Raw genomic sequence first — 19,678 nt, forward strand, 5'->3', positions numbered from 1 at the left:
CAGGTTTAATCTTTCACCAGAAATTTTACTGATTTCGGCACGGAACTAGTTGGGAGCCGCTTGCGCTTTGCGTAAATTGCGGGACTACTTATGGTTTTGGCATTTGGCTCTTTTATACTTCGTATGAAATTTCTTGCTCCGCTGCTCCTGGTGTGCCTCCTGGCACTGCCAGCCGCAGCCCAGCGTATCGTAATCAGTGGCCAAGTAGTGGAAGCTACGAACGGTGAGCCGGTGCCGTTCGCGTCCATCTTTATTCCGAAGAGCAGCGCCGGCGTCACGGCCGATGCCGATGGCAAGTTCAAGCTCACCGCCACGGGCTCGCCCGATTCCATCGCGGCCTCGGCGCTGGGCTTTGCCACGCAGCGGCGCCGGCTCAGCAACGCGGCCGTGCAAACGGTGCTGTTCCGGATGAAAACCGGCGGCGTGGCGCTGGGCGAGGTAATCGTGTCGTCGCGCCAGCCCGAAAATCCGGCTTTCCGTATTCTGCGCGAAGTGCAGCGGCACAAGCCCGAGAATGCCCGCACCGCCCTGCAGGCCGCCGAGTACGATTCCTACAACCGCATCGAAACCAGCCTGATTGACCTGCCCAAGAGCTTGTCCAATCGCAAGGTTATCAAGGATATTCGGGCGCTGGCCGTGCGCCAGGGGGCCGCCGCCGCCGCCGATGTGGATGCCCCGCTCCCGGTTTTTGCCTCGGAAGTGGGCTCGCGGGTGTACCAGCGCAACTCGCCTCTGCGCCGCCGCGAAGACCTGCTGCACAAGCAGATGCGCGGCGTGGGCCCGCGCGAAGGCTCGGTGCTCTCGCAAATGCTGGGCTCCAACTTCCAGAACTTCGACTTCTACCCCAACTGGCAAAACGTGCTGGGCAAGGACTTCATCTCGCCCATTGCCGAAGGCGGCCGCGTTACCTACGACTACGAGCTGCAGGATTCCGTGTTTGTGGGCAAGGACTGGTGCTATAAAATTGCCGTCACACCCAAGCGCAGCCACGATTTGGCCTTCAAAGGCACTATCTGGATTACGCAGGAAGGCTACGCCCTGCGCCGGGCCGACCTCGTGGCCAGCCCCGAAGCCAACATCAACTTCGTGAATGACCTGCGCATTTACCAGGACCTGACCTCGCCCGCCGACGGCGCGGGCCTGCCCACCCGCACCAAAATGGTGCTCAGCGTGCGGCCCTACGAAAAGCAGGCGGCCATGCTGGTGCGCTTCACCACGGTGAGCAGCAACTTCGTGCGCAACCAGGTGCATGAGGAGCCCGGCTTCTACGACCAGCCCATCGTGTCGTCGCTCATGGAGCCCACCGACAAGGAGGAGCCCGGCGTGGGCAGCCTGCTCACCGGCCTGCCCCAGGGCGGCAGGGGCGGCTATTTCGACCTGCACCGGCCCGATACCCTGAGCCTGAGCGAGCGCCAGACGTTTGCCGTGCTCGACTCGGCCAAGCAGCTGCCCTCGGTGCGCAACGTGCTCGACTGGGTGGAGCTGCTCGTGAACGGCTACAAGCGTGTGGGCAAGCTCGATTTCGGCCCCATCTCCACGCTCTACGCCAACAACGACTTCGAAGGCAACCGCTTCCGCTTTGGCTTTCGCACCACGCCCGAAATCAGCCGCAACTGGCTCACGCAGGCGTACGTAGCCTACGGCACCAAAGATGGCCGCTTCAAGTACGGGGCCCGCGTCAGCTACGTGGCCGAGCGCCGCCACTGGACGGTATTCACCGGCGAGTTCAAGCACGACGTGGAGCAGGCCGCGCTGCTGGACAACGACTTTCTCGACAACAACAACCTGTTTACTGCGGCTTCGAGGTGGGGCCGTTTCCGGCAGGGCAAGCCCGTGCTGCGCGACCTCACCTCCCTGAGTGTGCAGCGCGACCTGTTCCACGGCTTCACCCAAACGCTCACGCTTCGCTACCAGAACATCAACCCGCTGTTTGAATACCGCCGCCACTCTCCCAGCCCAGGTGGCCAGCCACCCACAGAAATGCCCGCCTCAGATGTACTGCATCTGAGCGAGTTAGTATCCGAATCGCGCTACGCTCCCGACGAAAATCTGGTGCAGAGCGAAACCCGCCGCCGGGCCGTGGGCTTGAAGCGCCTGCCGGTGTTCACCTTCCGCTACACGCTGGGCGCCATCGACTGGACGCAGGGCGACTTCATGTACCACAAGTTCAACCTGGCCATTTCGCACAGCGTTTCGGTGGGCCAGCTGGGCCGCCTCACCTACCGGGCCGAGGGCAACTACATTCCCACGGCGCTGCCCTACTTCATCCTCAAAACTCCGCTGGGCAACCAGACGCCATTTTATAACGCCAACGCTTTCAACCTGATGAACTACTTTGAGTTCATCACTGACCGTTCGGTCACGCTGCGCCTCGACCACCATTTCGAAGGCCTGCTCGTGAACTCCATTCCGGGTATCCGCGCCCTCAACTGGCGCCTGGTGGGTACCGGCAATGTGCTCTACGGCAAGCTCTCGGACCGTGCCCGCCGCATCAACGGCAACACACCCGACCTGCCCGGCGCCATTTCGACCCCTTACATAGAAGTCGGCTACGGGGTAGAAAATATCTTCAAATTCATTCGGGTCGATTTCATTCACCGCCTCACCTACCGCGACACGCCGGGCACCAGCAACTTTGGCATCAAAGTGGGGGCGCAGTTCCGGTTGTAGCCGCGCAGCCTGCTCAGGTTTCAGCGCCCGGCTGTGTCTCGACACGGCCGGGCTTTTTTTATTGCGCCTACGCCCTGCGGCACTTCGGGCGTGAACCCCTGCTTATCGAAGCGGTTTCATTCAGCCGGTTTCGGGTTGCGTTTTTGTAAGTTCGCTGCTGCTATGCCTCGTATTCTCTCACTGATTTCGCGTTTGCAATCGACGGGTGGTAAGTACCCACTATACCGCCTGGCTCTGCTATGCATCTGGCTGCTGCTGCCGGCCCGCGCCCACGCTACCCCCGAAGACACCCTGGCCGTGAACCCGGCCCAGCCGGCCCTCTACCTGGAGGAGAACTACTACAGCATGCTGGAAGACCCTACGGGCCGGCTACACCTTGCCGATGTGCAGCTACCGGCGTGGAGCCGTCGGTTTGTGGCCATGCGCGGCTCAGGGCACCCGCCCAATATCGAGCACCCGCGCAGCACCTACTGGCTGCGCATCACGGTGCGCCAGCGCCCTACCGACAATGCGGCCTGGTACCTGGAACTGTATGACTCGCACATTGGCAATGCGATGTTTTTCAGCCCCCAGCGCGGCTCCAGCACCACCTACGACAGCGTGGCTACGGGAGCCAACCAATCGTTTGCCACGCGCCCGCATCCCTACAAAAACTTCCTGTTCGACCTGCCGCCCCGGCCCGGCGAAACCGCCACCTACTACCTGCGCCTGCACTCCGACACCCGCACCAGCTTCCGGGCCATGCTGCACAGCGGGGCCGGCCTCATCCCGGAGCTGTCGCTGCAATACTGGCTGTTGGGCATTTTCTACGGCATCCTGTTCATCATGGTGCTCTACAATCTGATTCTGTTCTTCTTCCTGAGTGAGCGCACCTATCTCTACTACGTGCTCTATGTGCTCAGCGGGGCGCTGCTGTTTCTGACCGAAGATGGCCTGGGTTTCCAGTACTTATGGTCCGATTTCCCGCGCCTGAACCACTTCATTGGGGCGCTGGCCCCGGTGCTGCTGCTGCTCACGTTTGCGACCTACGCGGGTGGCTTTCTCGACACGGCCTCCCGGCTGCCGGGGCTGCACCGAGCGGGGCAGTGGGTGGTGGGCATCAGCACGGGCCTGCTGGTGCTCGATGCGGCAGTGGTGCACTCGGGTTTCAGCTTCTGGCTTTACCTGCTGCCTTATGGCTTGCTGTATTACGCTGGTTTGCAAGCTTATCGCAGCGGCCTGCGGCCCGCCCGCTACCTGTTGCTGGCCCAGGCGCTGGTGGCCACCAGCCTCACGTTCCTCATCATGCGCAAGCTGGGCATCAATTTCTACAGCAATGTATACACGGTGTACAGCCTGAACGCCGCCTTCGTGGTAGAAGTAGTGATTTTGAGCTACGCGCTGGGCGAAAAGCTGAAGGGCCTGATGGATGTCGCGCTGCTCACGCAGCACCGCCTGCTGAAGCAGCTTCGCAAAAAGCACCAGGCCCAGGACCGTCTGGTAGTGCAAATGCGCGAAAACCAAACCCTTAAAGACCAGCTCAATACCGAGCTGGAAGGCCTGGTAGCCCTGCGCACCACCGAGCTGCGCCAGCAGAACGAAACCGTGGCCGCCCAAAACCGCGAGCTATTGCAAGCCAATGGCCTGCTGGCCCTGCAATCGGCCGCCATCGAGAAGCTCAACGGCGACCTCAGCCGCGACCTGCACGCCGAGAAGGCGGCGCGCATAGAGTCGAAGGAAGTAGACTTTGGCGAATTCAGCCAGATATACCCCGATAAGGACGCCTGCCTGCGCTACCTGGCCGACTTGAAATGGGGCCACGGCAGCTACCAGTGCCGCAAGTGTGGCCACGAAAAGAGCTGCGAGGCCCGCGAGCCCTACGCCCGGCGCTGCACCCGCTGCCGCTACGTAGAGTCGGCCACGACCGGCACCCTCTTGCAAAAGTGCAAATTCTCCATTGTCAAGGCGCTGTATGCTGTCTTCCTGCTGCACGCCCACAAAGGGAACTACTCCCCCGCCGAGCTGGCCCGGGTGCTGGACCTGCGCCCGGCCACCAGCTGGACTTTTGCCCAGAAGGTGCTGCTGGCTTTGCAGCGCCGCCACCTGGCCGCCGACTATGAGGACGGTGAACCCTGGACTCATGTACTGTTGGATGCCTCTACAGAAGTAGAAATAGAGGAGAGCGAGCCCAGTGAAACCGGGAGTTAAGCACAACAAATACTCCGGTAACGTTTGTGATAAATCGAAATGTCTTTTTAGGTATTAAGAACTATACCAGGCGGCATTTAACCTGATAATCTACCGCTTGGAAAGTATTCGTCGTTTTTTTTTGATAATAACTGTTTTTTTTCATTGTTTTTTAGCCTGCAGGGCAGAAAACCAAAACGCTTCCACTACTCAAATCAAGCGGTAATCAGCAATCACAACGTGTGTGGCAAGCGTATAACCCATTTTTAAAAATATAGCAAAAGCTTCAAATCAAGCCATTCAGGGCAGTTATTGAGTCGTATTTACTCAACACGCTCAACTACATTTGGTCAACTGAATATTCCAGATGGCCTCATTCTCCTCCCTGATTCGCCTTCGTCTACTTGCCGGTTCGTGCTTGTCTTCGGCAGCCCAGCCTTCCTTGTTCGGATGGCGCAATCTCTTGCTGGTAGTACCACTCCTGGCCGCCTGCCAGCGCGGGGCCGTGCCGATGGCCACGGTTGCTCCGCCTACCGTGAGCATCGCGGCTGAAACACCAGCCGCCACCTTTAGCCCGCGCGTGCAGCAGCTGCTGGCGCAGATGACGCTGGAAGAGAAAATAGGTCAGATGACCCAGCTGAATATTTCGGCGATAAATCATACTGGAGCCGGTGGCGATGTAACCCTCGATTCGGCCAAAGCAACTGCTCTGGTTCGGGATTTTCACATTGGGTCCTTCATCAACGGGGAGGCTGTGCCGGCCACGCAATGGCTGCGCTACTCGGCTGCGCTGCAACGCATCGCCCTGCGCGAGTCGCGGCTGCACATCCCAATGATTTATGGCATCGACCATATGCACGGGGCCAGCTACGTGAGCGGCACCGCCATCTTCCCGCACAACATCAACATCGGCGCCAGCTTCAACCCGGAGCTGGCCCGCCAGACGGCCCGCGCCACGATACTCGAATCGGCTGATTTGGGGCATCACTGGGTATTCGCGCCGGTGCTGGATTTGGGCGTGAACACCTACTGGCCCCGCTTCTACGAAACCTACGGCGAAGACCCGCTGGTGGCCGCCACGCTGGGCAGCGCCTTCGTGCGGGAGATGCAGACCAACACAGAAATAGCCCCCTATAAAGTGGCCGCCTGCGGCAAGCATTTCCTGGGCTACTCCGACCCGCGCAATGGCTGGGACCGCACCAATGCCCTCATCCCTGACCAACGGCTGCAGGAGTTCTTCCGGCCTTCGTTCCAGGCCGCAATCGATTCCGGCCTGAAGTCAATCATGATTAACTCCGGCGAAATCAACGGCGAGCCGGTGCACGCCTCCAGGGCCATTCTCACGGACCTGCTGCGGCGCCAGATGGGCTTCAAAGGCGTGGCCGTGACCGACTGGGAAGACATTATCCGGCTGGTGCGCATTCAGAAAGTGGCGGCCAACGAGAAAGAAGCCACCTGGATGGCCATTGACGCGGGCGTAGACATGGCTATGACGCCCTACACCACTACCTTCTGCCGCTACGTGAAGGAGCTGGTGCAGGAAGGCCGCCTCACGCAGGCCCGCATCGACCTTTCGGCCGGCCGCGTGCTGCAGATGAAGGACGAAATCGGGTTGTTTGAAAACGCCATGCCGCGCGCCGACCGGCTGAGCCGCGTGGGCGACCCGGCCCTGCGTGCCCAGGCCGTGGCCGCCGCCCGCGAGTCGGTGGTACTGCTTAAGAATGAGAAGAATATGCTACCCCTGGCCCCGGCCAGGGTGAAGCGGCTGCTGGTAGTGGGCCCCTCGGCCGATTCGCGCGCCAACCTGTGCGGCGGCTGGACCCTGGCCTGGCAGGGCCGCCCCGAAGATGCCTACCCCAAGGATGTGCCCACCGTGCTCGAAGCCCTGCGCCGCGAGTACCCGCAGGCCAAAGTAGAGATGCTGCCCTACCGCGACGCCAAAGGCAACCTGCTGCTGGCCAGCATTGCCCGCGCCGCCCGGCAGGCCGATGCCGTGGTGCTGGCCCTGGGCGAGCGCCCCTACACCGAAGGCCTGGGCAACACCTCCGACCTGACCCTGCCCGACGACCAGCAACAGCTGGCGCGCACGGCCCAGGCCAGCGGCAAGCCCACCATTCTGCTGATGATTGGCGGGCGGCCGGGCATCATCCGGAGCGTGGCTGAGGGCACGCCGGCCATTATCTGGGCGGGGCTGCCGGGCTACGGCGGCGGCACGGCCCTGGCCGAAATCATCAGCGGGAAAACCAATCCGAGCGGCAAGCTGCCGTTTACCTACCCGCAGTTTGCCGGCCACATCACCAACTACCACCACGACAACAACGAGAACAGCCTCGATTTGAGCGACTTCGGTGCCGGCTTTGAGCAGCGCGGGGCCAAGTACAAGAGCAGCATGCTCACGGAGTTTGGCGAGGGCCTGAGCTATACCACTTACGCCTACTCGGGGCTGGCGCTGAGCGACTCGGTGCTGACCGGGCCGGCCGCCAAGCTGCGCGCCACGGTGCGCGTGGCCAACACCGGTGCCCGCGCCGGCCAGGAGGCCGTGCTCTGGTTCCTGACCGATGAGGTAGGCCGCGTGGCCCGCCCGGTACGCCTGCTGAAGCACTTCGAGAAGCAGCCCTTTGCCCCCGGCCAGAGCCGCGAGCTCACTTTTGAGATTGACCCGCTGCGCGACCTGAGCTACCCCGATGGCCAGGGCCGGCCCCAGCTGGAAAACGGCTGGTACACCCTGCGCGTGGGCTCGCAGCTGATGCGCTTCCGCTACGCGGGCGGCCCGGTGGCCAGCGCCACCCCGGCCCCCGACAACACGACCGGCGCGGTGCGCCCCACCGCCGGCCCGGCTACGGCCGCCACTGCCCGATAACCCCGTTTTTTTTAATACCCAGTTGCCTCTAATTCCCACCACACCATTTCAACTCTCACCATGAAGCGAAATTATTACCTGATTGCTCTGCTGCGCCGCTCTGCGGTGCTGCTGGCTTGCGGGATGCCCATCCTGGCGCACGGAGCTCCGGCTTCGGCTCCGCGCCCGGTGATGCGGCCCGTAGCCGATGTACCCGTGAGCGGGCGCGTGACCGACGGCAGCGGCAGTGGCCTGCCCGGCGTAACGGTGCTTGTAAAGGGTACCACGATTGGCACCACGACCAATGCCGACGGCAGCTTCTCGCTGAATGCGCCCGAGCGCAGCACCCTGGTTTTTAGTTACATTGGCTACCGCACGCAGGAAGCCGCCGTGAGCGCCAATGGCACAGTATCCGTGTCGATGGCCGTGGACGAGCAGAAGCTGAACGAAGTAGTGGTAGTGGGCTACGGCACCCAGCAGCGCGGCAGCGTGACGGGCGCCGTATCGTCGGTAACGGCGAAGGAGATTGCCTCCCAGCCGGTGGCCGATGCGACCCAGGCCTTGCAGGGCCGGGCGGCGGGCGTCACGGTGACTTCTAACGGTGGCGCGCCGGGCGGCGCGGCGGGCACTTCGGTGCGCGTGCGGGGCATTACCTCGGCCGGCAATAACAGCCCGTTGTACGTGGTGGATGGCTTTCCGCTACCCGATTCGAAGGATGCCAACGGGAATGTTCAGGAGAACCAGCTGAATGCCATCAGCCCCAACGACATCGAAACCATTGACATCCTGAAGGATGCCTCGGCCACGGCCATTTACGGCGTGCGGGCCGCCAACGGCGTGGTCATCATCACCACCAAGCGCGGCAAGTCCGGGCAGTCCACCATCAACGTGGATGCCTACCGGGGCGTGCAGGATGTATCGCGCAAGCTGAGCCTGCTCACGGCCGAGCAATACGCGGTGATTAACAACGAAAACCGCCTCGCGGCGGGCCAGCCCATTGTGGTAGACCGCCTGCGCAATCCGCAGGCCCTGGGCACGGGCACCAACTGGCAGGACGAGGTGTTCCGCCGGGCCGCTATTCAGAACTATTCGCTGTCGGCCACGGGCGGGGGCGACAAGGCCCGCTTTGCGGTTTCGGCCAGCTACTTTAAGCAGGACGGCACCATTGTGGGCTCTAATTTTGAGCGGTTTACGCTGCGTGCCAATGGTGACCTGCAGATAAACAAGATTCTGAAAATCGGCAACAGCATCTCGATTACCCACCTGGAAGACCGGCAGATTACGACCAACAACGGCGAGTATGGCACGGTGCAGCAGGCGCTGCGCATTCCGGCCATTATCCCGTTGTTCCGGCCCGATGGCTACTACTACGAGCCGCGCGGTGCCCAGGACAACTTTATTGAGGAAAACCCCATTGTAGCGGCCACCCTCAACAACCAGAAATTCACCCGCAACCGGGCCCTCACCACCTTCTTTGTAGAAGTGGAGCCGCTGAAGGGCCTGCGCTTCCGCACCAACGTGGGTGCCGACCTGATTTTTGACAACTATAACTCTTTCCGGCCCACCATTCCCGAGCTGCGCGTGGGCACCGACGTGTACAGCACCCGCTACAACCTGGCCGGGGCCACGGCCACGGCCGGCTACACGCCAAGCTACCTGATTGAGAACACGGCCACCTACGACCACCTCTTTGCCGACAAGCACCAGGTGACGCTGCTGCTGGGCCAGTCGGCGCAGGCGTTCAACTTCAGCAACGTGGAAGCTTACCGCACGGGCTACCTGCGCAACGACCTGCAGGTGATTAACACCGGCCCGCTGAACACGTCGCTGGCCAACGCGGGCATCATCAACCCCACCTCGCACCTGGCCAGCTACTTTACCCGCCTCAACTACGAGTTTGCCGGCAAGTACCTGTTCTCGGCCATTGCCCGCTACGATGGCTCGGGCAACTTCCCGCCCGGCCAGCAGTTCGGCTTCTTCCCCGGCGTATCGGCCGGCTGGCGGGTGTCGGAGGAATCCTTCCTCAAGGGCAACGCTGTTATCAGCAACCTGAAGGTGCGCGTGGGCTACGGCAAGGTGGGCAACCCCAACAACGCCGGGCGCTTCGCCTACCTCTATTCCATCAACTCGGCCATTTCGTATCCGTTCGGGCCCAGCGGCACCATTCAGACGGGCGCCGCGCCTACGCGCCTGGCCAACCCCGACCTGCGCTGGGAAACCAACAACCAGACCAACCTGGGCTTCGACTTCGGCTTCCTCGACAACCGCTTCGAGGCCACCATCGACCTCTACGACCGCACCTCGCCCAACCTGATTGCGCCGGTACCCGTGTCGCTGGTGTCGGGCACCTACGAGAGTGTGAACCGCAACGCGGCCTCGGCCTACAACCGCGGCGTGGACGTATCGCTGACCTCGCGCAACATCCAGGGCGGCGCCTCGGGCCTGACCTGGACCACCAACCTGAACTTCTCGGCCTACAAAACCAAGCTGGAGTCGCTGGGAGCCGGCCAGCCTTATGATGGCCTGGGCAGCCTGAGCGGCGTGATTGTACGCTACGACCAGGGCCAGCCCTTCGGCTCGTTCTTCGGCTACGTGGCCGATGGCCTGTTCCAGACGCCGGAGGACGTGAAAAACCACGCCACCCAGACCGCCGGCACCAACTCGCAAACCAGCACCGCCCCCGGCGACATCCGCTTCAAGGACCTGAACGGCGATGGCGTGATTAACGCGGCCGACCGCACGTACATCGGCAACCCCAACCCTAAGTTCACCTACGGCGTGAACAACAGCCTGACCTTTAAGGGCATCGACCTGAATGTGTTTGTGCAGGGCTCGCAGGGCAACCAGATTTACAACCAGAACCGCTACATTCTGGAAAGCGCCCTGTATGGCAACAGCAACGGCAGCACCCGCGTGCTGGGCCGCTGGACCGGCGAAGGCACCAGCACCGACGTGCCCCGCGCCATTGCCGGCGACCCCAACAACAACCTGCGCGTGAGCAGCTACTACATCGAGGACGGCTCCTACCTGCGCATCAAAACCCTGACGCTGGGCTACAGCCTGCCCACGGCCCTGTCCAGCCGCATTGCCGCCAAGCAGCTGCGCGTGTACGTGACGGCCCAGAACCTGGTGACCCTGACCAAGTACACCGGCTTCGACCCCGAGGTGGGCTCGCGCGGGGTAGACCTGGGCGTGTATCCACAGCCGCGCGTGTTCCTGGCCGGCCTCAACCTGGGCTTCTAATCCTTAACGACTTACGACGATGAAACTCACCATTTCTCCTAAATTCGCCAGCAGCGCGCTGCTGCTCACCCTCGGCCTGCTCTCGGCAAGCTGCGGCAAGAAGTTTCTGGACGAGTCGCCCACCGACCAGGTGACCGACGCCAACTTCTACAAAACCACCACCGACGCCATTCAGGCCACCAACGCCATCTACAGCGAGCTGGGCAAGCAAGGGCAGTACAACTACGCCCTGTGGGGCATCGGCGACATTGGCTCCGATATTTCCTACACCGGCGGTGGGGGCGGCGGCGACGGCATTGAGCAGCAGCAGCTCGACAACTACAATATTCCGGCCACCAACCCGCTCACGTCCAACTTGTGGGGTGGCTGCTTTGTGGGCATCGGCCGGGCCAACATTGTGCTCCAAAAGGTGCCGGCTATGCAGATTGACCCGGCCATTCAGGCCCGCTCCATTGGCGAGGCCGAGTTTCTGCGGGCCAAGTACTACTTCGACCTGGTGCGGGTTTTCGGCGACGTGCCCCTGCTCACTACGCCGCCCACCACGGTGGCCGAAGTGAACGTGCCCCGCACACCGGTAGCCCAGATTTATCCCGTAATTGAGAAAGACCTGCTCGACGCCATTACCAAACTACCGGCCTCGTATAGCGGCGATGAGCTGGGCCGCGCCACCAAGTGGGCAGCCGCCGGCCTGCTGGCCAAGGTGTACCTCACCGAGGGCAAAATGGCGGAGGCCGCCACCCAGGCGCGCACCGTCATCAATAACAGCGGCAAGAGCCTGTGGGCCAACTACGGCGACAACTTCAAGGTAGCCAACGAGAACGGCAAGGAGTCGCTCTTTGAGGTGCAGTACGTGGCGGGCCGCAACCAGTACACGTTCAATGGCCTGGGCTTTGTGGGCAACGAGTTCTTCGGGCCCCGTGGCCAGGGCATTGTGCCCCAGGGCGGCTACGGCTTCAACATTCCCGAAGACGCCTTTGTGGCCGGCTACGAAACCGGCGACCTGCGCCGCGACGTGACCATCTGGAAGCCCGGCGATGCCTACCCCGACGGCCGCACCCAGCCGGCTTCGCTGCCGGGCTCGCCCCACGGCTACGGCTGCAAAAAGTGGTTTATCGGCAAGGTGAATACCAACGTCTGGGATTCGGAGCTGAACATTGCGGTGCTGCGCCTGGCCGAGATGTACCTGATTCTGGCCGAAGGCGTGGGCCCCACGGCCGAGGGCCTGGAGGCCATCAACAAGGTGCGCCGCCGCTCGTTTGGGGAGGCTGTTGGCACGGCTGGCACGCACGATTTGGCCGCCGGCCTGAGCGCCACGGCCTTCAAAACCGCCGTGTGGCGTGAGCGCAAGTACGAGCTGGCGTTCGAAAACGACCGGTGGTTCGATATGAAGCGCACCGGCGAGCTGTTGCAGTACACGGCCAAGGGCGTGAAGCCCTTCAACATTGTGCTGCCCATTCCGCAGTCGGAGCGCGACGTGAACCCCGCCCTCACGCAAAACACTGGCTATTAACTGACCGCCGGGCCGGCGGCCTCCCCGCTGCCGGCCCCAGGCATCTCACCCCCTCTCCGCTGAATTCCCATGAAAAATATACTTCGTACCGCCGTGCTGGGCGTGCTGCTGACGCCCCTGCTGCTGACTTCCTGCAAGAAAGCAGGCGACGACAGCAAGCTCGAAGGCCCCGTGCCCACCTCCACCTTTACCTCCCAGGCCAACACCACCGAGTTTCCGACCGTGGTGACCTTCACCAGCACCAGCACCGCTGGCTTTCTCTACCAGTGGAACTTCGGCGATAACTCCATCGCCTCGGGGCCCACGGTGATGCACACTTACCCCCGCGGCGGCTCCTACCAGGTAGAGCTGACCACGGCCGGCCGCGGCGGCACCGCCATCTCGGCCAAGCAGACCGTGACCATTGCCGACCCCTGCGCCAATGCCACCTTCAGCAAGGTGGTGAACTGCGCGGGCAGCGGCATTCGGGTGTGGGCGTTTTCGAGCCAGCCCGGCGCCATTGTGCGGGAAACTGCCGGCGGCGTGCCCATTTCGACCTCCACCACGCTGCCCGCCTGCCAGCTCGACGACCAGTTTTCGTTTAGCAGCGCGTTCACCATCAACTACAACAGCGCCGGCCAGACCTTCCAGAACGGAGCCTGCGGCGCTTCGCTGAACTTCGCGACCGACTTCGTGTTCCGGCCCAATGCCAGCGGCAACCCGCAAATTGTGCTGAAAGGCAAAAAGACCTTCCTGGGCCTCACGGACTCGGTGGTGAACAAGACTTACGACGTGCTGGAAGCCACCGACACCCGCCTGCGCCTGCGCGGCACCAACCCCGACGGCACCCGCACCACCCTCACCTTCGCGCCCTACGACGCCACGGCCCCCTACAAGCTGCTGCTCACCGGCGGCTCTTCCAAAACGTGGCTGCTGGACAATGCCGCCGACGCCCCCATTGTGGTAGGTACCGAAGCTGCGCCCACCTCCTACTTTGCCGGCGTGCTGGCCGGGCAGCTGCCCGCCTGCCAGTCCGATGACGAGTACACGTTCTCGAACGCCAACATTTTCTCCTACGATGCCAAGGCCGAAACCTTCTCGGCCAATGGCTACTCCTGCCAGGCTCCCCAGACGGGCACTTCGCCCTTCGTGTTTGGGCCGGCGGCTGGCACCGGGCTGGCGCAGTTCACCCTCACGCGGGTGGGCGCCTTCATTGGCGCTACCGATGCCTCCGTCACCGAGCGGGTGTACCGCATCCTGTCCATCGATGCCCAGCACATGGTGCTGCGCGCCGGCAGCGGCCTCAACGGCGGAACTGTATTCACCATTAAGCTGGTTGCTAAATAGCTGAATATCGGCTCTTTTATTCAGATAAAACCATTCAACTACCCTATTGCTTATGTTTAGACTAACCCCAACCGGCCGCCGCAGCTTGTCCCTCAGCACCAGCCTGCTGCTGGCGCTGAGCCTAGCCGCCTGCACCGAAAAAGGCAGCACCTTTACGCCGGCTCCCACCACCCCGACGACCCCGACCACCGCCTCCAACGAGGACGCCCGCGCTTACGCCGACTACACGGAGCTCATTTGGAGCGACGAGTTTACCGGCGGCGCCCTCGACCAGACCAAGTGGGCCTATGAGCTGGGCGGCGGCGGCTGGGGCAACAACGAGCTGCAGACCTACACCAACTCGGCCGACAACGTGTACCAGGCGGGCGGCAACCTTGTCATTCAGGCCCGGGGGGCAGCGGGGTCCTACACCTCGGGCCGCCTCGTGACCAAGGGCAAGCAGAGCTTCCAGTTTGGCCGCATCGATGTGCGCGCCAAGCTGCCCAAGGGCAAGGGCGTGTGGCCCGCCATCTGGATGCTGGGAGCCGACATCGACCAGAATAACTGGCCCCGCTGCGGCGAAATCGACATCATGGAGCTGCGCGGCAGCCAGCCCCAGCAGTTCCTCTCGACCATGCACTTTGGCAACAGCGTGCCCGACCACCGCTACAAAGGCACCACCCAAGTGATGAACATGGACCTGTCGGCCGATTTTCACATCTACTCCATGGTGCGCAGCAAGGACCAGATGCGCTTCTTCGTGGACGGGCAGCAGTACTACGCCTTCACCGGGGCCGACGCCAGCCCTTACCCGTTCAACAATCCGTTTTTCGTGGTGCTGAACGTAGCCATTGGCGGCGATTTCGATGGCAACCCCGATGGCTCTACTGCTTTCCCGCAGCAGATGCAGGTGGATTACGTGAAGTACCTGCAATACAAGTAATTGCCCGGCCATCGGCCCTGTGCCGATGGTTCCTGCCCTTTACTACGGTCACTCCGGCCGGAGCTTTGGTGAGTTCTCCGCCGGACTGGGCGTTGGCCGCCGGTCCAGTGGGCTGGCGGCCAATTGGGTTTTCTTTTCCTGCGCCCGTTTTGGGCCGGGCACTTCTCCCCGCAACTTTTCAATAGCATGATTTCTACGCTACTTACTGGCCTGCTGCTGCTGTTGGGCAGCCCATCCGAAACCGGCCCGCCCAAGCCCCCGGCTGCGCCCCGCTACACCTTCAGCAAGCTGGCCTGGGCCGACGAGTTCAACTACAGCGGCCTGCCCGATTCCACGAAGTGGACCTACGACGTGGGCGGCTCCGGCTGGGGCAACAAGGAGCAGCAGTACTACACCAAAAAGCGCCGCGAAAACGCCCGCGTGGAAAACGGCCACCTCGTGGTGGAAGCCCGCAAGGAGGCCCTGATGCCCGGCAACGACTACACCTCGGCCCGCCTGGTATCGCGGGGCAAGGGCGGCAGCCAGCTCTACGGCCGCTTCGAGATTCGGGCCCAGATTCCCGGCGGGCGCGGCACCTGGCCCGCCATCTGGATGCTGCCCGACAAGAACCCCTACGGCAACAAAGGCTGGCCCGACAACGGCGAAATCGATATCATGGAGCACGTGGGCTATGACCCTAATGTGATTCATGCCACCACCCACTGCAAGGCCTACTACTTCCGCATCAACACTCAGAAAACGGGCATCACCAAGCTGCCCGATGCCACCTCGGCCTACCACGTGTACGCCATGGAATGGACGCCGGAAGCCATCACGGCCTACATCGATGGCGAAATCTATTTTGCCCACCGCAACGAGGGCACCGGCTGGGAAACCTGGCCCTGGGACCAGCCCTTTCACCTGCTGCTCAACGTGGCAGTGGGCGGCGAGTGGGGCGGCCTGAAGGGTGTGGACGAAGCCGCCTTCCCCCAGCAGATGCTGGTGGATTACGTGCGGTTCTATGAGATGAAAAAGGCTTCTTGAGCATCAGCTGTCATGCTGAATGCCAGCTGGCGCTCAGCATAACAGGCTATTATCAAGTAAAAAACCACTTCCTACCCTTTCTACCACCGCTTTCCCGGCAACGGGCTTCTCGTTTCCCAATCATTTTTTCACATTCTCACCAACTCCCACATGAACAACTTTACTCGTTTGCTGAGTACCGCCGCGCTGCTGACCTGCGCCACGGCGGCTTCAGCCCAGACCCTGTACGACAACTTTGAAAACACCCGGCTGGTGAGCTATCCCATCGTAGAGGGTACGCTGGTGCAGAACGCGGCCAACCCCGGCAGCAACCCCGTGAACACCAGCCCCACCTGCGCCAGCTACGCCCGGGCTGCCGCCGCCCAGTACGCTGTGCTGGTGGTGAAGCCCAACAACGCCCGCATGGACAACGTGACCGCCTACACCACCGGCGGCGCCAAGCGCATCAGCGTGAAGTTCCGCAGCCCCGCCGCGGGCGTGACGGTGGGCGTGGTGCTGCAAAACAGCCGCTTGAACACGGCCAACTACCCCACCGGCAAGTTTGGCACCGAATACACGGCGGTGACCACCGTGGCCAACGCCTGGGAGGTGCTCACCTTCACCCCCAGCCCGGCCGGCGCAGGCAACTTCGACGCCAGCGTGACGGTGACCGACATCGACCAGATGCTGTTTCAGGTGGCCCCCAACTCCAACAACTCGGCTACTTATTACCTCGACGACATCATGGGCCCGGAACTGCTGGCCGTGGCCCCGCCCACCAATCTGGCCGTGCGCCAGCTTTATGACAACTACGACGGCACCCGCGTCATCAAGTACATTGCCCCCAAAAGCTCGGGTGGGCTGAAGCTGGATACGCTGAACAACTCGGTAAGCGCCGGCAACACCAGCGCCCGCGTGGCCCGCTACACGCGCTCAACCAACCAATACGACGTGCTGGTGATGCAACCCCGGGGCGCGGCCCTGGCCGACGTAACCAACTTTAAAAGCACCGCCGCCACCGCGCTGCACATGACCCTGAAGGTGTTTAGTGTGGCCCCGGGCGTGCTCTACCAGATTACGCTACAGGACTCGACGGTGGCCGGTGCCAGCAACTATCCGGCCGGCCGCAACTCGGAGTACACCGCCACTACCACCGTTACCAACGGCTGGGAGAACCTGAGCTTCAACTTCCTGGGCGCGCCCAGCACTACGGCCAATACCAGCGTAAACGAGATTGTGCTGCTGGTGGCGCCCAACACCACCACCCGCCGCAAGATTTACCTCGACGATTTTTACGGCCCTAGCCTGGTGGGTTTCGTGCCCACCGCCACCCGCACCATCAGCACCGATTTTGCCGCTTTTGCCCCGGCCTACCCCAACCCCACCTCGGGCCTCACGCAGCTTCCTTTCAGCCTGCAGAAGCAGTCGGTAGTGAGCCTGGCCGTATTTGACAACCTCGGCCGCCGCGTGGCCCAGCTCATCAACGGCGAGCCCCGCGCCGCCGGCCAGTTCACCGCTGAGCTGAACGCCGCCAAGCTGGCCCCCGGCCTCTACACCTGCCGCCTCACCGTGGACGGCGTGAGCCTGACGCGCCCGCTGAGCGTGGAATAGGTTCGCTTGACTGCCCGAACTACAAAGCCCTCGCCGGTTCCGGCGAGGGCTTTTTCGTGCGTTTGAAGGTAGCAGAACGACAAGACAAGAACGTCATGCCGAGCGTAGCCGAGGCATCTCGCTGGTGTTAGTAACTCAACTGTTTGGTTACTGCTGCACGCGAGATGCCTCGACTACGCTCGGCATGACGTTCTGAGGTTGTTCATACAACCAACGCAACCCTGGCGTACTTTGGGCCATGTCTGATTTCCGATTGCGCGTGTTTGAGGCCGTGGCCCGGCACCTAAGCTTCACCAAAGCGGCCCGGGAGCTGTTTGTGACGCAGCCCGCCGTCACCAAGCACATTCATGAGATGGAGAAGCACTACGGCCAGCGCTTGCTGGAGCGGCGCGGCAACCGCGTGGCCCTCACCGAAGCCGGCCGCCTGCTCCAGAGCCACGCCGAAGCCGTGGCCACCGCCGACCAGCAACTCGCCGACCAACTCCTGACCCTGCGCGACCCCGACGAAGCCGCTGGCCGCCTGCGCCTGGGCGCCAGCACCACCCTTTGCCAGTACGTGCTGCCGGGCGTGCTGCCGGCCTTCCAGGCCCGCTACCCCAACGTGCAGCTCACCCTGGCCAACGCCAATTCCGAGCACATTGCCGAAGCCCTGCTGCGCGGCGAGCTGGACCTGGGCTTTGTGGAAGGCCGCTCCCGCAGCCGCGACCTGCACTACGAGCTGCTGCTCCCCGATGAGCTGGTGGCCGTGCGCCGTGCCACTTCCGCCGGCCCACCCACCACGCCCCTGCCCCTGGCCGAGGCGCTGGCCCACCCGCTGGTGCTGCGCGAGCGCGGCTCGGGCACGCTGGAAGTGCTGGAGTTTGCCCTGCGTGAGCTTAAAACCAAGCTTAGCACCCTGCAAGTGGCCTTTTATTTTGACAATACCGAAGCCATAAAAGGCTACCTCGAAGCCGCGCCCGACGCGCTGGGCTTTGTATCGCGCCGGGCGCTGGCCCGGGAGCTGGCCGCCGGGCTACTCGAAATTGTGCCTATTGAGGACCTGCACCTGCCCCGGCAGTTTGAGGCCGTGTGGGTGCAGGGCAAGCAGCTACCACGCGCCGCCCAGCGGTTTCTCAGCTTCGCCCAGCAGCAGCTGAAGCAGTTGTCATAACTACTGGTAATCTAAGATTACCTTTTTCGATTACCCTTACGACTGGCTAAGCCGTAAATTTGAGGCACCTAACCTGCTGCTTCATGGCCCATCCCACCCTGCCACCATCTACCCCGCCTGCCCCGCCAGCAACGGCCAATTCGGCGGTAGCCACCGGCTTTTTCCGGCACTTGCACACGCCGCATCTGGTGGCTGGCTACCCGGTTACGGGGCGGCAGGTGGTGTTTGGGCTGCTGCTGGTGTTCTGCCTCACGCCGTGGGCGTCGCCGCCGGTAGCGCTGGCGCTGGGCCTGGCGCTGGCCCAGACGCTGGGCAATCCCTTCGCTAGTCAGACCAAAGCGGCCACGGCCAAGCTGCTGCAATACTCAGTGGTGGGCCTGGGCTTCGGCATGAATGCCCACGCGGCGGTACAGGCCGGGCGGGCGGGCCTTTTGTTCACGGTGGTGTCCATTTTCGGCACGCTCACGCTGGGGTATTTCGCGGGGCGGTGGCTGGGACTGGGCCGCCGCGTCACGCACCTCATTTCGTGCGGCACTGCCATTTGCGGGGGCTCGGCCATTGCGGCCGTGGGGCCGGTGCTGCGGGCCAAGGATGAAGAGATGTCGGTGGCGCTGGGCACGGTGTTCGTGCTCAATGCCATTGCGCTGTTTGCCTTCCCGCCCATCGGCCACGCCCTGGCCATGACGCAGCAGCAGTTTGGCCTGTGGTGCGCCATTGCCATCCACGACACGTCCTCGGTGGTGGGCGCGGCCAAGGTCTATGGCGACCAGGCCCTGCAGGTAGCCACCACCGTGAAGCTCGCCCGCGCCCTCTGGATTATCCCGGTCAGCATCGGCACGGCACTTATTTTCAAGCAGAAAGGCGTCAAAATCAAGATTCCCTATTTCATCTTCGGCTTCATCGCCGCCATGCTGCTGAATACCTACGTACCCGCGCTACACCCGCTGGGCCCCGTGCTGGTGGCGCTGGCCAAAATCGGCCTCACGCTCACGCTGTTTTTCATCGGGGCGGGGCTGTCGGCCAAAACGGTGCGCGCGGTGGGGGACCGGCCGTACGTGCTGGGCGTGCTGCTGTGGGTGGTGATTTCGAGCGCATCGCTGTATGTCATTCTGCACACGGTATAACGGAAAACAGAACGTTCATGCCGAGCGCAGCGAAGCATTTTTACCGCGGTAAGTAACCTGATGTTTGGACTACTGGTGGCGGGTAAGATGCTTCGCTGCGCTCGGCATGGCCGTT

At 62.6% G+C, this 19,678-nt stretch carries 11 protein-coding genes; all 11 read left to right on the forward strand.

From position 1 onward, the window contains the following. Positions 1-123: 123 nt before the first annotated feature. Positions 124-2,670, forward strand: a complete 2,547-nt coding sequence (locus HBN54_RS06560) for a DUF5686 and carboxypeptidase-like regulatory domain-containing protein (RefSeq protein ID WP_168672363.1) — start codon at positions 124-126, stop codon at positions 2,668-2,670. Positions 2,671-2,832: 162 nt separating this feature from the next. Further along, positions 2,833-4,857 (forward strand): 7TM diverse intracellular signaling domain-containing protein, encoded by a 2,025-nt coding sequence (locus tag HBN54_RS06565; protein ID WP_168672364.1) that lies wholly within the window; start codon positions 2,833-2,835, stop codon positions 4,855-4,857. Positions 4,858-5,299: 442 nt separating this feature from the next. Next, positions 5,300-7,696: a glycoside hydrolase family 3 N-terminal domain-containing protein gene (locus tag HBN54_RS06570; RefSeq protein ID WP_168672365.1), complete on the forward strand. Its 2,397-nt coding sequence runs from the start codon at positions 5,300-5,302 to the stop codon at positions 7,694-7,696. A gap of 60 nt (positions 7,697-7,756) precedes the next feature. Next, positions 7,757-10,918, forward strand: coding sequence for a SusC/RagA family TonB-linked outer membrane protein (locus HBN54_RS06575; RefSeq protein ID WP_168672366.1), 3,162 nt, complete (start codon positions 7,757-7,759; stop codon positions 10,916-10,918). A gap of 19 nt (positions 10,919-10,937) precedes the next feature. After that, entirely contained in the window at positions 10,938-12,428 is a 1,491-nt protein-coding gene (locus HBN54_RS06580; RefSeq protein ID WP_168672367.1) for a RagB/SusD family nutrient uptake outer membrane protein, read from the forward strand. A 69-nt stretch (positions 12,429-12,497) separates the two neighbouring features. Continuing rightward, complete coding sequence (locus HBN54_RS06585; protein WP_168672368.1) at positions 12,498-13,754, forward strand: PKD domain-containing protein; 1,257 nt, start codon at positions 12,498-12,500, stop codon at positions 13,752-13,754. Between the two features lie 52 nt (positions 13,755-13,806). Next, positions 13,807-14,676, forward strand: a complete 870-nt coding sequence (locus tag HBN54_RS06590; protein ID WP_168672369.1) for a glycoside hydrolase family 16 protein — start codon at positions 13,807-13,809, stop codon at positions 14,674-14,676. A gap of 186 nt (positions 14,677-14,862) precedes the next feature. Next, on the forward strand, positions 14,863-15,699 hold the full coding sequence (locus HBN54_RS06595; protein WP_168672370.1) for a glycoside hydrolase family 16 protein: 837 nt from the start codon (positions 14,863-14,865) through the stop codon (positions 15,697-15,699). Positions 15,700-15,849: 150 nt separating this feature from the next. Beyond that, positions 15,850-17,289, forward strand: a complete 1,440-nt coding sequence (locus tag HBN54_RS06600; protein WP_168672371.1) for a T9SS type A sorting domain-containing protein — start codon at positions 15,850-15,852, stop codon at positions 17,287-17,289. A gap of 238 nt (positions 17,290-17,527) precedes the next feature. Beyond that, complete coding sequence (locus tag HBN54_RS06605; protein ID WP_168672372.1) at positions 17,528-18,439, forward strand: LysR substrate-binding domain-containing protein; 912 nt, start codon at positions 17,528-17,530, stop codon at positions 18,437-18,439. Between the two features lie 83 nt (positions 18,440-18,522). Beyond that, a complete protein-coding gene (locus tag HBN54_RS06610) occupies positions 18,523-19,563 on the forward strand; it encodes a YeiH family protein (RefSeq protein ID WP_168672373.1) in 1,041 nt (346 codons plus the stop codon). Positions 19,564-19,678: the final 115 nt, after the last annotated feature.

The organism is Hymenobacter artigasi (assembly GCF_012275535.1).
Lineage (GTDB): Bacteria > Bacteroidota > Bacteroidia > Cytophagales > Hymenobacteraceae > Hymenobacter > Hymenobacter artigasi.

Coding starts and splice junctions, on each gene's coding strand:
- HBN54_RS06560 (WP_168672363.1), top strand. CDS start 124: ATGAAATTTCTTGCTCCGCTGCTCCTGGTGTGCCTCCTGGCACTGCCA.
- HBN54_RS06590 (WP_168672369.1), top strand. CDS start 13,807: ATGTTTAGACTAACCCCAACCGGCCGCCGCAGCTTGTCCCTCAGCACC.
- HBN54_RS06600 (WP_168672371.1), top strand. CDS start 15,850: ATGAACAACTTTACTCGTTTGCTGAGTACCGCCGCGCTGCTGACCTGC.
- HBN54_RS06575 (WP_168672366.1), top strand. CDS start 7,757: ATGAAGCGAAATTATTACCTGATTGCTCTGCTGCGCCGCTCTGCGGTG.
- HBN54_RS06605 (WP_168672372.1), top strand. CDS start 17,528: ATGTCTGATTTCCGATTGCGCGTGTTTGAGGCCGTGGCCCGGCACCTA.
- HBN54_RS06595 (WP_168672370.1), top strand. CDS start 14,863: ATGATTTCTACGCTACTTACTGGCCTGCTGCTGCTGTTGGGCAGCCCA.
- HBN54_RS06610 (WP_168672373.1), top strand. CDS start 18,523: ATGGCCCATCCCACCCTGCCACCATCTACCCCGCCTGCCCCGCCAGCA.
- HBN54_RS06580 (WP_168672367.1), top strand. CDS start 10,938: ATGAAACTCACCATTTCTCCTAAATTCGCCAGCAGCGCGCTGCTGCTC.
- HBN54_RS06565 (WP_168672364.1), top strand. CDS start 2,833: ATGCCTCGTATTCTCTCACTGATTTCGCGTTTGCAATCGACGGGTGGT.
- HBN54_RS06585 (WP_168672368.1), top strand. CDS start 12,498: ATGAAAAATATACTTCGTACCGCCGTGCTGGGCGTGCTGCTGACGCCC.